The organism is Methylopila sp. 73B, assembly GCF_000526315.1.
In the GTDB taxonomy this organism is placed as follows: Bacteria; Pseudomonadota; Alphaproteobacteria; order Rhizobiales; family Methylopilaceae; genus Methylopila.
The window spans coordinates 2853348-2866827 of the sequence record NZ_JAFV01000001.1 but is presented as its reverse complement, the minus strand read 5'-3'; the positions used below and the strand labels follow the sequence as shown (position 1 = coordinate 2866827).

Here is a 13480-nt window from a genome sequence, read left to right as displayed (position 1 = left end):
AGGGCCCGAAGGGCCGTCTCGACGCACGCGAGGCGCCTCACCCGCTCATGCGTTTTCGCCTCTCGGTCCCGTCCAGCCCCGCCATCGCCTCGTCGAGCCGGGCGGCGAAGCGGCTGTGGAAGGCGCTCGATCCAATGACGTGGAGGTGGTTGGTGCCGGCGATGATCTCGGCCGGGTTCGCCCGCCGCGAGAGCCTGCGCCAGTCCATCAGGTTCAGCCCGCGGTGCAGGCTGTCCTCGGCCGCCCACGAGTGGATCGGCGCGTCGAAGGGCTGCAGCACGTGGCGGCGGAAGATCAGCGCGTTGTCGATCAGGATCCAGAACGTGTGCTCGCGGCTGGAGATGTCCGGCCCGTCGGTCGGCAGACTCTCCTCCTCGTCGCCCACGAAGCGCAGGAACTGGTCGTAGGTGCGCGCGTCCATGGAGCCGAGCAGGCGGTCCCAGTCGGCGCGCATTCTCGTGCGCCCCAGCCATTCGGTGACGAGCCGCTGCAGCTCGTCGCGCTCGCCGGGCGCGAACTGCGGGACCGCGCCGATCGCGAACTCGGTCCCGAGGTCGCAGACGTCGATCATGCCGACGAGCCGGAGGTCGATGTCGGAGCCGAGCTGGCGCGCCGCCTCGTAGGCGAGCAGCCCGCCCCATGACCAGCCGAGGAAGAAGCAGGGGCGGCCGGCGCTCTCCTTGCGGATGTGGTCGACGTAAGCGCCGGTGATCTCCTCCACCGAGGCGTCGAGCTTCTTCTCCTCCGACAGCGAGTAGCAGATGAAGCCCGTCGCCGGCTGCTCCGGCCCGAGGAAGTCGACGAGCTTGACGTACTCGCGGGTCGAGACCAGCAGGCCGGGGAAGCAGTAGAGCATCGGCTTTGAGCCGCTGTCGCGCAGGCGGATCACCTGGCCGCCGGTAGCCTCGCCCCCGCGCTCGATCGAGGCTGCGAGCTTGCGCACCGTCGCCTCGTTGAACAGGTCGGCGATGGTCACCTTGGCCTTCGGTTTCAGCGCGCGTAGCCGGCTCACGATCTTGACCGCCGCCAGCGAATGGCCGCCGATCTCGAAGAAGTTGTCGGTGACGCCGAGCGCCTCGACGTTCAGCACTTGCTTCCAGAGCGCGAGCAGCTCCTCCTCCAGCGGGGTCGCGGGCGGAACGCTCTCAGAGAGCTTCAGCTTCGGCGCCGGCAGCGCCATGCGGTCGAGCTTGCTGTTGGGGTTGGTCGGCATGCGCTCCAGCGGCACGACCGCGGCCGGCACCATGTAGTCCGGCAGCTCCCGCACCAGCGCGCGCCGCAGCGCGTCGCCGTCCAGCGTCGCGCCGGCTTTCGGCACGACATAGGCCACGAGCGCCTTGCGTCCGTCGTCCTCGCGCAGGATGACGAGGCTTTCGCCGACGCCGTCTTGCGCCAGCAGCGCCGCCTCGATCTCGCCGAGCTCGATGCGGAAGCCGCGCAGCTTCACCTGGTGGTCGACGCGGCCCACGAACTCCACCGAGCCGTCCTCGCGCCAGCGCGTCATGTCGCCGGAGCGGTAGAGCCGGCCGCCTTCGGGGCTGAACGGGTCCGGCATGAAGCGATCGGCCGTGACGCCGGGGCGGCCGAGGTAGCCGCGCGCCACGCCTTCGCCGCCGAGATAGAGCTCGCCGGTGACGCCGATCGGACAAGGGTTGAGGTCCGCGTCCAGCACATAGGCGCGGCGGCGGCCGACGCACCAACCGAGCGGCGCGTAGGTCCCCTCGAAGCGGGCGCCGGCGCGCACCTTCCAGACCATCGGCGTCATGATGGTCTCGGTCGGGCCGTAGCCGTTGATCAGCCACTCGGAGTTCAGCGAGCGCGACAGCAGCTCGAAGGTGGTCTGCGGCAGGCCTTCGCCGCCGAAGGAGTAGAGCCGCATGGGCGGGGCGCTTGCGTTGGCGTCGGCCTCCTCCGCCAGCTGCTGGAGATAGGTGGTCGGGATCGAGGCGTTGTTCGCCCCGTGCCGGCGCATGGCGGCGAGCGTCTCCTCCGGCGTCCAAAGCGGCTGGTCGGGCAGGATGATGGAGCCGCCGACCATCAGCGGGTTCATCCAGCGCTCGTGGCCGCCGTCGGAGGAGAACGGCAGGAACGGCAGCTCCCGCGAGATCTCCGTCATGCCGTAGACCCGCGCGGTCGACTGCAGGTGGTGCGTCAGCGGCCCGTGCTCCACGCCGACGCCCTTGGGCAGGCCGGTGGAGCCGGAGGTGTACATGACGTAGGCGAGCTGGTCGTCGTGGACCGGCGGCGTCTCGGGCGCGGCCGCAGGCTCGGCCTCGAGGTCGATGCGGTCGAGCTCCAGCACCACGGCGTCGACCCCGGTCGGGATCTTCGCGGTGAGCCAGCTGTTGGTGACGATGACCTTCACGCCCGCGTCGCGGAAGATGTGGTCGTTGCGGACCGCCGGGTGGTCCGGCTCCACGGGGATGTAGGCGCCGCCGGCCTTGAGCGTGGCCAGCATCGCGCCGATCGCCTGCGGGCTGCGCTTCACGGCGATCGCCACGCAGTCCTCGGGACCGACGCCCTCGCGGACGAGCCGGTGGGCGAGGCGGTTCGCGAAGCGGTCGAGCGCGCCGTGGGTCCAGCTTTCCTCGGCGTAGAGGATCGCGACCTTGTCGGGGGTGCGCGCCGCGTGCTCCGCGATCAGCTCGTGCACCGGGCGGTCGTCGTCGACCGCGTCGTCGGGGTAGGGCGCGGAGAGCCAGTCCAGTTCGTCCGGGGCCACCAGCGCGATGTCGCGCAGGCGGACGTCGCCGTCGTCGGCGGCCGCGCGAAGGACGCGGGCGAGTCCCTCCGCGGCGCGGGCGACGAGCCGGCCGTCGTAGAGCCCCTCGGCGTAGTCCATCACCGCGTCCAGCCCGCCGTCCGCGGCGGGTTGAACGGTGAGGATGAAGTCCGTGTCCGCGCGGGCGGCGAGCGGGCGGGGGAGGACCTTCACGCCGTCGCTCGTGATGTCCGCCTCGCGCGGCCCCCTCACCCGGCCCTGCGGGCCGACCTCTCCCCGCCGGGGAGAGGTGGCGCGCTCGGCCGTCGCGCGGCCTTCGGAGGCGTCGGCGTCGAGGCGCGGGTCTTCACCTCTCCCCGGCGGGGAGAGGTCGGACGACGCAGTCGTCCGGGTGAGGGGGCCTGCGCCCTCCAGCCCGAGCGCCTCCCGGAACTCGAACAGCGTCTTGACCAGGCTCTCGCTGGCGTCGCCCTCGTGGCGCCACAGCTCCTGGGCCAGGCGCTCGATCGGCGCGTGGTGAGCGAGCGCTTCGTCGAGCTTCGCCTGCGCCGCGCGGGCGAGAGCGACGAAGCTCGCGCTCGAGGCCACGTCGAGATGCAGCGGCGCCACGTCCTCAAAGCGGCCGACCGTCGCCGCGCGGGCGGGGTCGGCGCGGTTCTCGATCACGACGCCCGTGCGGAGCGCCCACTGCCCGGAGTAGCGGGCGAGCAGCGTGTGAAAGCCCGCGAAAACCAGCGTCGGAAGCGGCAGCCCCTCGCGGGCGCCGAGCGCCTCAAGCCCCCATACGGTTTCGGGCGCGATCCGGAACGCGCTGCGTCCGCGGAGGCCTGCGGCGGCGGCGCCGAGGCCGTTCTTCAACGGCAGGGTGGCCGCCGCGTGCTCGCCCGCAAAGGCCGTGCGCCAGTGCTCCAGGGTCTCCGCAAAGGCGGGCGCCCGCAGCCAGGCCTGCTCGGCCGGGGCCAGCGTCAGCGCGCCGTCGCGCGGGCTTCCAAGCGTCTCGCCGTTCGCGGCGGCCGCAAGATCGCGGGCGAGAACGCGCAGCGAGGTGGGGTCGGCGACGATCGGGTGCAGCGTAAAGGCGATGGCCGAGCGGCCGCCGGGGAGGGCGATGCGGGCGACGCGGCCCGCAAGCTCGCGGTCCAGATCGAACGGCCGCGCCGCGAAGGCGTCGATCACGCGCTCGAGCGCGGCGTCTTCGGACTCGCCCGGATGCAGGGCGAGGTCCAGCCGTTCGACGACCAGCTCCCCGGCCGGCGCCGCGACCTGCTCGATACGCCCGCCCGCGAACCGCCGGAAGCGGGTGCGGAGCGAGGGGTGGATGGCTGCGAGCGCGCGCAGGCTTGCGTCGTCCGGCGCGCGCTCGAAGATCAGCGCCAGCGTCTGGGCGGGGAAAACGCCGTGCGCGCCGACGAGGCCGAGCGACCAGATGCGCTTCTGGGCGACCGACAGTGGGAAGCCCGCGGCCGTCTCCGCGGGGCGGGCGAGGCCCACCACATCGGCGGGCGCGGCGAGGGCGGGCTCACGCATGGGCGGGCGCCTCCCGCTCGGCCGCGTTCCGGGCGTCGAGAACAGACCGCCAGCGGGCGGGCAGCGGGTCGGTCCAGGTCGCGTCGATGTGGGCGACGCAGGCCGCGCGGCGGCCGGCGAAGCCGGTCGCGGTCCAGCCGAGCGGGGCGGCGCGGTCCTGCCGCCAGACCGAGTATCGGCCCTCGCGGTCCTGCACCACCTGCCAAAGCTCGTCGTCTGTCATGGGGCGTCTTCCTCGGGAATGTGTCCGGAGCGAACACCCCCAAGACGGACCCAGGCGCCCGAGATTTAGGCCGGCGCCGAATTTTTCGTCCGAAACTAAATTCCGGGGGGCGGACCTCGTCTTGGTCGTGAAGGCCCGTTTGGAGCGGCCGCGCTGCGCTCCTGAACCGGTCGTCCCGGCTCTGAACAGGCCCCGAAATCGCCTCCCGCCTCAGGGAGCCCTCCGAGGACCGCCATGAACGTCGTCGCCAAAACCCCGAGCCTCGCCAGCGCCGAGCTTCTGATTCCGCCGCTTGTCGTCCGGTTCTCCGCGACGGGAGCGATCGTCGCGGGCGGGTCCGTCGAGCCGCTCGCGGTCCGGATCGATCGGTCCGACGCCGGCGTCGTCCTCGCGCCGGAGCCCGCCGCGGCGACGCAGGTGGCGAACGCCGTCGCCACGGTCGCGGAGGCGCTGACGGCGGAGGACCGGGAGGCGCCGCCGATCGAGGTCGTCTGCGCCGACGAGGCCGGGCGGGCGCGGCTTGTCGCGGAGGCGATCGCGGTGCCGGACGGCGAGCGGCTGGTCGTCCGACCCGAGCTGCTTTGGCAGCGCCCCTCGACCTGGCTCGCAGAGCGCGACCGGCCCGTCTACCCGGAGCTGCCGGTCGTCACCGCAGGGCGCCGCCACCCGCTCCGGCCGGCCAAGCCGCGCGGCGTTGTGTACGCCCGGCGTATACCTTGGGTTAACCAGACGTTGCGGTTCCGCGCGCTTGAGGTTAACCGCGACCTCCCTCTGTTCCACCGCTGGATGAACGACCCGCGCGTGGACGCGATCTGGGAGGAGGCCGGCGCGCTGGAGGCCCATCGCAAGTCGCTGGAGGAGCGGGCGGCGGACCCGCATCTGCTCACCCTGATCGGCGAGTTCGACGGCGCGCCCTTCGGCTATTTCGAGCTCTACTGGGCCAAGGAAAACCGGCTCGGACCGTTCTATGACGCCGACGACCACGACCGCGGCTGGCATGTGCTGATCGGCGAAGACGCCTTTCGCGGCAAGGACTTCATCACCGCCTGGCTGCCCTCGCTGATGCACTACATGTTCCTGGACGACCCTCGGACCCGGCGCATCGTCGGCGAGCCAAGGGCCACCCACGCCCAGCAGATCCGCAACCTCGACAAGGCCGGCTTCGCCAAGGTCAAGCACTTCGATTTCCCGCACAAACGGGCGCTTCTGGTGATGCTCCTGCGCGAGCGCTTCTTCGGCGACCGGCTGTGGGCTCCGGAAAAAACAGCATGAGCGCCGGCCTGTTCTCCGCCGCCGACCTCGGCGCGCCGGACCTCAAGCGTCTGATCGTCCGGGTGGCGCTGCCGGCCGTCATCGGCCTCTCCGCCAACGCCGCCCACCACACCGCGAACGCGCTGTTCGTCGGGGCGATCGGCGTCGAGGCGATCGCGGCCGTCACCGTCGCGCTGCCGATCGTCATCCTGATCGCGGCCGTCGGCGAGGGCCTCGGCGTCGGCGCGGCGGCCACCATCGGGCGCCTGCTCGGCGCCCGCCGCAAGACGGAGGCCGGCGTCGTCGCCTCCACCGTGATCGCGGCGGCGATCCCTCTCGGCCTCCTGCTGACGGCCGTGACCCTCCTCGCCCGAAGGCCGCTGCTGGAGCTGTTCGGCGCGCCGGAGGCGACGCTGCCAATGGCGGAGAGCTACCTGATCGTGGCGGCGTTGGGGTCGACGCTGATCCTGCTGCAGATCATCTGCGACTTCGTCGCGATCTCCGAAGGCAACACCCGCTTCAGCATGTGGACGCTGATCGGCGGCTTCGGCCTCAACGTGGCGCTCGATCCCGTGCTGATCTTCGGGCTCGGCCTTGGGGTCGCGGGCGCGGCGCTCGCCACCTTGATCTCGCAAGTCGTGGTGCTTTTCGTCTACGCGCTCTACTTCCGCCGCCGCTGGGGCGTGCTGCGGGTCGCGCCCCGGCTCGCCCGCCTGCGCCGAAGGGTGCTCGGACCCGTCGTCGCCATCGGCCTTCCGATCGCGGCCTCCAGCGCGCTGACCGGCGCGGCCTTCGCCATCCTCTACCGCAGCGCCGGCGCTGAGGCGGGCGAGGCCGGCATCGCCGCGATCGGGATCGCGCTCAGGGTGATGACGCTCGGCACGCTGCCGGTGATCGGCTTCGCGCTCGGCGGACAGCCCGTGCTCGGCTACGCCTGGGGCGCGGGAAATCGCGCACGGGTCGCGGACGCGGCGTCCTTCATGGGCGCGGCCTCGTCCGGCTTCTGCGCGGCTTATGCGCTCGCCGTAATCGTGTTCGCGCGGCCGATCGCCGGCCTCTTCACCGCCGATCCGTCGACGCTCGATCTGGCGTCGCACGCGCTCGTCGCAGCCCATCTCGTCTTCCCGTTCCTCGGCCTCCGCTACGTGCTGCTGGTCCTCTTGCAGGCCGCCGGCAAGCCGCGGGCCGCGGCGGCGCTGAGCCTCGCCCCCAACGGCTATCTGCTGCTTCCGCTGCTGGCCGTGCTGCCGGGCTGGTTCGGCTTTGCGGGCGTGACGGGGAGCCTGACCGCCGCAGCCGGGCTGACGACGCTGCTCGCCGCCGCCCTCGGGCTCCGGCTCCTCGGCGACCTGCGCCGGCCGGCGCCCTCGAACCTGACGCCCAAGCCCCAGATCTCGTGAAGGCGACGCTCCCATGAACAAGCCGATCCTGCCCTCGGACCACGCGCTGATCGACGCCGCCACCCGGATCGCGGCGCCCCCAGCGAACAGTCCGTTCAACGCGGCCTCGCCCGCGATCTTCCAGACCTCGCTGTTCACCTTCGACGCCTACGCCGACCTCGAGGCGGTGTTCGCGGGGCGCTCGAAGCAGTTCATCTACTCGCGCGGCGACAACCCCACGGTGATGGAGTTGGAGAGCCTCGTGGCCGCGCTCGAAGGCGCCGAGGCCGCCCGCGCCTTCTCCAGCGGCACCGGCGCGATCGCCGCCACCCTCCTCGCCTTCCTGGAGCAGGGCGACCGCATCGTCGCCGTCCGGCACCTCTACAGCGACGCCTTCCGGATCTGCGAGAAGCTGCTGAAGAAGTTCGGCGTCGCGGTCGACTACGTCGACGGCTCCGACACCGAAGCGGTGATCGCGGCCCTGCCCGGCGCCCGGCTGCTCTACCTCGAAAGCCCGACCTCGCTGGTGTTCGACCTGCAGGACCTCCCCGCGATCGCGGCGGAAGCGCGACGGCGCGGCGTCCTCACCGTCATCGACAACTCCTGGGCGACGCCGCTCTACCAGAAGCCGATCGCGCACGGCGTCGACCTCGTGATCCATGCGGCCTCCAAATATCTTGGCGGGCACAGCGACACGGTGGGCGGCCTCGTGGTCGGCTCGGCCGAGCACCTCGCCCGCATCAACACCGGCTCCTACCCCTATCTCGGCGCTAAGCTCTCCCCCTTCGAGGCCTGGCTGCTGCTGCGCGGCATGCGCACGCTGCCGCTTCGCATGGAGCGCCACATGGCGAGTGGGCTCGCGCTGGCGGAGCGGCTCGCCGCCCATCCCGAGGTCGAGCGCGTGCGGCACCCGGCCTTCAGCGACCACCCCGGCAAGGCGACCCTGTCGGGCTTCGGCGGCCTGTTCGCCTTCGAAGTCACGGACGCGATCGACGTGCCGCGCTTCGCCGACGCGCTTGGCCACGTGCGGATCGGCGTCAGCTGGGGCGGGCCGGAATCCCTGGTGATGCCGGCGCTCGCGCCCTTGCAGATGCCGGGCGAGGCGAACTCTCTGCAGCGCTTCGGCGTCAGCCCGCGCGCGGTGCGCTTCGGCGTCGGCCTGGAAGACGCGGACGTCATCTGGAGCGACGTCGAACAGGCGCTCGCCCGCGCAAGGGGTTGAAGACCCCGATCGTCTGTTCCGGATGCCCCTGCTTCACCTCTCCCCATCGGGGAGAGGTCGGCCCGCAGGGCCGGGTGAGGGGGATCTGGCATATCCAAGAAAGGCTCAAGGCCCTCACCCGCTCGGCTTCGCCTCGCGACCTCTCCCCACCGGGGAGAGGTGAAGACGGGCCTGCGACGACCCAAGGCTGAAGCCTTGGCCGAGGAGACAGGAGACACCCCATGCACGCTTCCACTGGCCGGGATCAATCGATCGACGCCCTGCGCGCCTGCGCCCTGTTCGGCATTCTCGTGGTCAACCTGCCGTTCTTCGCGCTGTCCGGCGGCTTCGCCGGGACGGCCTGGGAGAAGACGGGTCCCTCCATCGCCGATCTCCTGGCGGCCGCCACTATCCAGGGCGTGTTCGAGAGCAAGTTCATCCTGATCTTCTCGGCCCTGCTCGGCTACGGCGCATGGCGGCAACTGTCGCGCTACGGCGTCGGACGCTACGGACGGCGGCTGCTGGCGCTCGGCGCCTTCGGCGTCGCCGACCTCGCGCTGCTGTTCGAGAGCGACATCCTGCTGCCCTACGCGGTCCTGGGATCGGCGCTGATCCTGTTCCGCAACCGCTCCTGCCGCTTCCTCGTGGGCGCCGCGATCGGCTTCTGGACGCTCGCCGTGCTGGGCATCGGGGCCTTCGGCCTGCGGTTCCTGCTGGCGCCGCCGGCGAGCGGCGGCTTCGCCGACAACACGGCCGTGCTCGCCTCGGGCGGCTTCCTCGAGATCATGGCCATCCGGCTTCAGAACTGGGCGTCGTTCCAGAGCTACTGCCTCTGGTCGAACTACCCGCTCTCGTTCGCCGCCATGCTGTTCGGCTTCGCGGCCGGCCGCTTCGCCGAGCGCGGGGGCGCCGAACGGCTGCCGAAGCTGGTGGCCTCGCTCGCGCTCTATGCGCTGGTTCCCGCGGTGCTTGGAAACATCGCCTACGGCGTGCTCGCCTCCGTGCCGAGCGGGGCCGGAAGCAGCAAGTTCTTCCTGCTGACGCTGGTGCTGCGCCCACTGTTCGCGCTGCCGCTCAGCCTCGTCCTGCTGGCGCTCGGGCTGCATGTCCTGCGGCGTCCGGCGGCGGAGCCCGCGGTGGCGGCGCTCGCGCCCGCGGGCAAGATGTCGATGACGATCTATCTCGGGTTCTCGGTCGTCGCCTCGCTGATCTTCTTCGGCTACGGCTTCGGGCTCTACGGCCTGCCGCGGCTGTGGGACACGCTGTGGATTTCGGCGGTGATCTTCCTCGGCTTCGTGCTGGCGGCGCGGCTGTGGGAGCGGCGGTTGGGGGCGGGGCCGGCCGAGCGCGTCATGGCGGCGGCGATGAACGCCGGCCCGGCCCGCGTTCCCCCGAGCGTGGCGCGGCCGTCCTGAGCGCCGTCGGCGTCGATCTCTGGCTCGCCGCGTCCGAGGTCCCGGATGAGGTCGTCGCCCAGTGCGCCGCTCTGATGGACGACGGCGAACGGCGCCGCGCCGAGGCTCTGCGGGCGCCAGGAAGCCGTCGCCTCCACGCGCTGGCGCGCGCGCTCGTGCGCATGACGCTTTCGTCCTACTGCGACGTCGCGCCGGACCGCTGGAGCTTCGCGCCGGGACCCGGCGGCAAGCCGCGCATCGCCGGTCCGCACGACCTCCGGAGCCTGCGGTTCAACCTGTCGCACACCGACGGGCTGCTCGCGCTCGCGGTGTCTCGGGACTGCGACGTCGGGGTCGACGTCGAGCGCCTGGACCCGCTCGCGGATTTCGAGGGTCTCGCGGAGGTCGCCTTCGCGCCGTGCGAGCGCGACGCGGTGCGCGCGGCGGCGACGGAGCAGCGGGCGGCGAGGTTTTTCCGGCTCTGGACGGCGAAGGAAGCCCTTCTGAAGGCTCAGGGCCTCGGCCTCGGGACCGTCGACCCCCGCGCGATCATCTTCGACGCCGAGGCCTCGCCCCCGCGTCTGGCGCGGCCTGGCGGCGCCGGGCCGTGGAGCTTCCGCGCCCTGCGCCCCACCGCCGCGCACGTCGCGACCCTGGCCGTTCCGGCGGCCTCGGTCGAGCTTCAGGTCGGTTGGGCGACGCCCGGCCGCCGGGTCACGCCGCCGAGCGGCTCTCGTCCGCTTCCAGGGCTTTCCGGCAGGACGCCGTCGCGTCGCGCATCATGAAGTTCACGAGCGTCGGGGAGACCTGAAGACGTGCGGCGATGGCGTTCTGCGGCTCGCCGCCCAGTCGGTGCGCGACGAAGGCCTGCCGGGTGCGGGACGGCAGCGCCTGCAGGGCGCGGGCGACAAGACAGAGCTCCTGGCAGGTCGCGATCCTGTCCTGGGGGCAGGCGCAGGGGGAGGCGAGCGCGTCCATGTCCACGGTCGACGTCATCTGCGCGCTCTCGCCCGCGCTGCGGCGCAGGCTGTCGATGGCGTGGTTGCGCACCATGCGCCGGAGATAGCTGCCCGGCTGGTGGACCTCGAGCTTCGGCGGGTCCTGGCACAGCTTCACGGCGACGTCCTGCACGACGTCCTCCGCTTTCAGGCGGCATTTCAGGATTTTCTGGGCCATTCCGACGAGCAGGTTTCGCTCGGCGAGCAAGGCCTCGAGAAGGACCGGCGCGCGGCGTTCGGCGATCTGGGCTGGCATGTCTCTCTCGCTGACGAAAGCCGGCGCCAAGCCGGCGGCACGTGGTCGAGCGCATACGTCGAGCGGGACAATTGGTGGATCGATCGATTGAGTCAATATAACGCGACAACAGGATAAATATTATAATTCCAATAAAGTGCTAACTCGTCTGATTTTCTCGGAAAGAAGGACGATTGAAGCAATACTGTTCCTTTAGACTGCGGTCGTTATCATTATTATTCCAATTTGGAGGTATCAATCTCGTGCGGAGAGCGGCGCCAACCGTCGTCGGGGACGACGCGGAGAGAAGGCGTCAGCGCTTTTGAGCGTGGCCGCTCACGACGCGCGCCGTCCACGAGCTCGGGGCGGAAGGTCTTGACACCCTCCTCGTTATTGGCATACCAAATACCACAAAGCGCACAAAAGTCTTCAAGGACAGCGCTCGAGAGCGGCGAAGCCGCCTCGACAAAGTGGAGGAACTGAACCCGTGACGCGCCGCATCCGCACCACCTGACGCACGACGTCGTCGCGCCGGACACGAACGCCTGACGCTGCTCGCCCGGAATCCGGGTCGTGGCCGCGTTCGCCATTCCTGTCGGCGCTTGTCCGAGGAATTCGACGAGACGCGGCTTCGCCGCAGGCCAGACATGTCCGCAGAGATCGACTTCGCCCAGATCGTCGAAACCGCCGGTGACGCTGTCGTCGTCTCCGACGCGGCCGGCTTGATCACGGTCTGGAACGGGGCCGCCGAGCGGATTTTCGGGTTCTCGGCCGACGAGGCGATCGGACAGTCGCTCGACCTGATCACGCCGGAGCGCCATCGCGCGCGCCATTGGGCGGGATACGAAAAGAGCATGCGGACGGGCGAGACGCGCTATGGCGCGGACACGCTCCGCGTGCCGGCTCTGCACAAGGACGGACGCCAGCTGTCGATCGCCTTCACGGTCGGCCTGTTGAGCGCGCCCGACGGCTCGGTCGCCGGAATCTCCGCGATCGTTCGCGACGAAACCACGCGCTGGAACGACGAACGCCAGATGCGCCGCCGCTTGGCGGAGCTCGAGGCGGCCGCACGTTCAGCGCCGGTCAGCTGACCGCGCCGGCGTCCAACGCCTGCGCGTCCAAAAGCCAACGCGTCAGATCGGCCAAGAGGGCCGGGTGGCGCCAAGAGGGAGTGACACTGCGATGACCCAGCCGCTTGAGGGAATCAAGATCATCGACTTCACGCACGTGCAGGCCGGTCCGGCGTGCACGCAGCTGCTCGCCTGGTTCGGCGCGGACGTCATCAAGGTCGAGCGCCCCGGCGCCGGCGACGTGACTCGCTCCCAGCTGCGCCACGTCGAAGGCGCGGACGCGCTGTACTTCACGATGCTGAACTCGAACAAGCGCTCCCTGACGCTCGACACCAAGACGGCGGAAGGCAAGGAGGTGCTCGAGAAGCTGATCGCGGAGTCCGACGTCATGGTCGAGAACTTCGGTCCCGGCGCGCTCGACCGCATGGGCTTCTCCTGGGCGCGCATCCAGGAGCTCAACCCCGGCATGATCCTCGCCTCGGTGAAGGGCTTCTCCGACGGTCACCACTACGAGGACCTGAAGGTCTACGAGAACGTGGCGCAGTGCGCCGGCGGCGCGGCCTCGACCACCGGCTTCTGGGACGGCCCCCCCACCGTGTCGGCCGCGGCGCTCGGCGACTCGAACACCGGCATGCATCTCGCGATTGGCATCCTCACGGCGCTGCATCAGAAGAACAAGACGGGCAAGGGCCAGAAGGTCGCCGTCTCCATGCAGGACGCCGTGCTCAACCTCTGCCGCGTCAAGCTGCGTGACCAGCAGCGCCTCGACGCTCTCGGCTTCCTTGAGGAGTACCCGCAGTACCCGCACGGCGAGTTCACGGACGTCGTGCCGCGCGGCGGCAACGCCGGCGGCGGCGGCCAGCCGGGCTGGGTGCTGAAGTGCAAGGGCTGGGAGACCGATCCCAACGCCTACATCTACTTCACCATCCAGGGCCACGCCTGGGCGCCGATCTGCAAGGCGATCGGCAAGGAGGAGTGGATCGACGATCCGGCCTACAACACCGCCCGCGCCCGCCAGGACAAGATCATGGACATCTTCGGCACCATCGAGGAGTGGCTGGCCGACAAGACCAAGTTCGAGGCGGTCGACATCCTGCGCAAGTTCGACATTCCGTGCTCGCCGGTGCTGTCGATGAAAGAGATCTCGGTGGATCCGAGCCTGCGCGCCAGCGGCACGGTGGTCGAGGTGCAGCACCCGCAGCTCGGCACGTACCTGACGGTCGGCAGCCCGATCAAGTTCTCGGACATGAAGGTCGACATCAAGGCCTCGCCGCTGCTCGGCGAGCACACCGACGCGGTGCTCAAGGATCTGGGCTACACCGAGCAGCAGATCGAGCGTCTGCACCAGGCCCGGGCGGTCTGAGGAAGGGCGCCCTCCGACTCTCTAAGCCCGTATGGGAGGCGGCGCCGTCGTGCGCCGCCTCTTGCCTTTCCGCTCGCCGTCATTCCACAGATCGGCCCAGAGTCCCGCGCCCGCCGC

10 protein-coding genes are annotated in these 13480 nt (G+C 70.7%); 7 read left to right on the top strand and 3 right to left on the bottom strand.

The features are described 5' to 3' along the window. Positions 1-37: 37 nt before the first annotated feature. Positions 38-4249, bottom strand: a complete 4212-nt coding sequence (locus tag K244_RS0113830) for a non-ribosomal peptide synthetase (RefSeq protein ID WP_020186872.1) — start codon at positions 4247-4249, stop codon at positions 38-40. Next, positions 4242-4472, bottom strand: coding sequence for an MbtH family NRPS accessory protein (locus K244_RS0113825; protein WP_020186871.1), 231 nt, complete (start codon positions 4470-4472; stop codon positions 4242-4244). Before K244_RS0113825 ends, K244_RS0113830 begins: the two co-directional genes overlap by 8 nt. Before the next feature lie 234 nt (positions 4473-4706). Here K244_RS0113825 and K244_RS22010 point away from each other — a divergent pair, with 234 nt between their 5' ends. From K244_RS22010 to K244_RS22750, 5 genes are all read left to right on the top strand, one after another. After that, positions 4707-5744: a GNAT family N-acetyltransferase gene (locus tag K244_RS22010; protein ID WP_020186870.1), complete on the top strand. Its 1038-nt coding sequence runs from the start codon at positions 4707-4709 to the stop codon at positions 5742-5744. Further along, positions 5741-7123 (top strand): MATE family efflux transporter, encoded by a 1383-nt coding sequence (locus tag K244_RS0113815; protein WP_020186869.1) that lies wholly within the window; start codon positions 5741-5743, stop codon positions 7121-7123. The genes K244_RS22010 and K244_RS0113815 overlap by 4 nt, the downstream gene beginning before the upstream one ends. A gap of 13 nt (positions 7124-7136) precedes the next feature. Then, on the top strand, positions 7137-8324 hold the full coding sequence (locus K244_RS0113810; protein ID WP_020186868.1) for a PLP-dependent transferase: 1188 nt from the start codon (positions 7137-7139) through the stop codon (positions 8322-8324). A gap of 221 nt (positions 8325-8545) precedes the next feature. Continuing rightward, positions 8546-9718 carry a DUF418 domain-containing protein gene (locus tag K244_RS0113805; RefSeq protein WP_020186867.1) on the top strand — a complete coding sequence of 391 codons (1173 nt, stop codon included), beginning with the start codon at positions 8546-8548 and terminating at the stop codon, positions 9716-9718. Positions 9719-9792: 74 nt separating this feature from the next. Further along, positions 9793-10482: a 4'-phosphopantetheinyl transferase superfamily protein gene (locus tag K244_RS22750; protein WP_155931750.1), complete on the top strand. Its 690-nt coding sequence runs from the start codon at positions 9793-9795 to the stop codon at positions 10480-10482. Here K244_RS22750 and K244_RS0113795 read toward each other — a convergent pair. Then, entirely contained in the window at positions 10412-10951 is a 540-nt protein-coding gene (locus tag K244_RS0113795) for a sigma-70 family RNA polymerase sigma factor (protein WP_020186865.1), read from the bottom strand. The two genes, K244_RS22750 and K244_RS0113795, sit on opposite strands and share 71 nt — an antisense overlap. Before the next feature lie 626 nt (positions 10952-11577). Between K244_RS0113795 and K244_RS0113790 the strand changes: the two genes are divergently transcribed. Then, on the top strand, positions 11578-12021 hold the full coding sequence (locus tag K244_RS0113790; RefSeq protein ID WP_020186864.1) for a PAS domain S-box protein: 444 nt from the start codon (positions 11578-11580) through the stop codon (positions 12019-12021). A 91-nt stretch (positions 12022-12112) separates the two neighbouring features. Further along, positions 12113-13363 carry a formyl-CoA transferase gene (gene frc / locus K244_RS0113785; protein ID WP_020186863.1) on the top strand — a complete coding sequence of 417 codons (1251 nt, stop codon included), beginning with the start codon at positions 12113-12115 and terminating at the stop codon, positions 13361-13363. Positions 13364-13480 lie beyond the last annotated feature (117 nt).

Bases quoted from the DNA above. Each gene is read 5' to 3' on its own strand.
- K244_RS0113795 (WP_020186865.1), bottom strand. From the start codon at position 10,951: ATGCCAGCCCAGATCGCCGAACGCCGCGCGCCGGTCCTTCTCGAGGCC.
- K244_RS22010 (WP_020186870.1), top strand. From the start codon at position 4,707: ATGAACGTCGTCGCCAAAACCCCGAGCCTCGCCAGCGCCGAGCTTCTG.
- K244_RS22750 (WP_155931750.1), top strand. From the start codon at position 9,793: ATGGACGACGGCGAACGGCGCCGCGCCGAGGCTCTGCGGGCGCCAGGA.
- K244_RS0113815 (WP_020186869.1), top strand. From the start codon at position 5,741: ATGAGCGCCGGCCTGTTCTCCGCCGCCGACCTCGGCGCGCCGGACCTC.
- K244_RS0113810 (WP_020186868.1), top strand. From the start codon at position 7,137: ATGAACAAGCCGATCCTGCCCTCGGACCACGCGCTGATCGACGCCGCC.
- frc (WP_020186863.1), top strand. From the start codon at position 12,113: ATGACCCAGCCGCTTGAGGGAATCAAGATCATCGACTTCACGCACGTG.
- K244_RS0113825 (WP_020186871.1), bottom strand. From the start codon at position 4,472: ATGACAGACGACGAGCTTTGGCAGGTGGTGCAGGACCGCGAGGGCCGA.
- K244_RS0113805 (WP_020186867.1), top strand. From the start codon at position 8,546: ATGCACGCTTCCACTGGCCGGGATCAATCGATCGACGCCCTGCGCGCC.
- K244_RS0113830 (WP_020186872.1), bottom strand. From the start codon at position 4,249: ATGCGTGAGCCCGCCCTCGCCGCGCCCGCCGATGTGGTGGGCCTCGCC.
- K244_RS0113790 (WP_020186864.1), top strand. From the start codon at position 11,578: ATGTCCGCAGAGATCGACTTCGCCCAGATCGTCGAAACCGCCGGTGAC.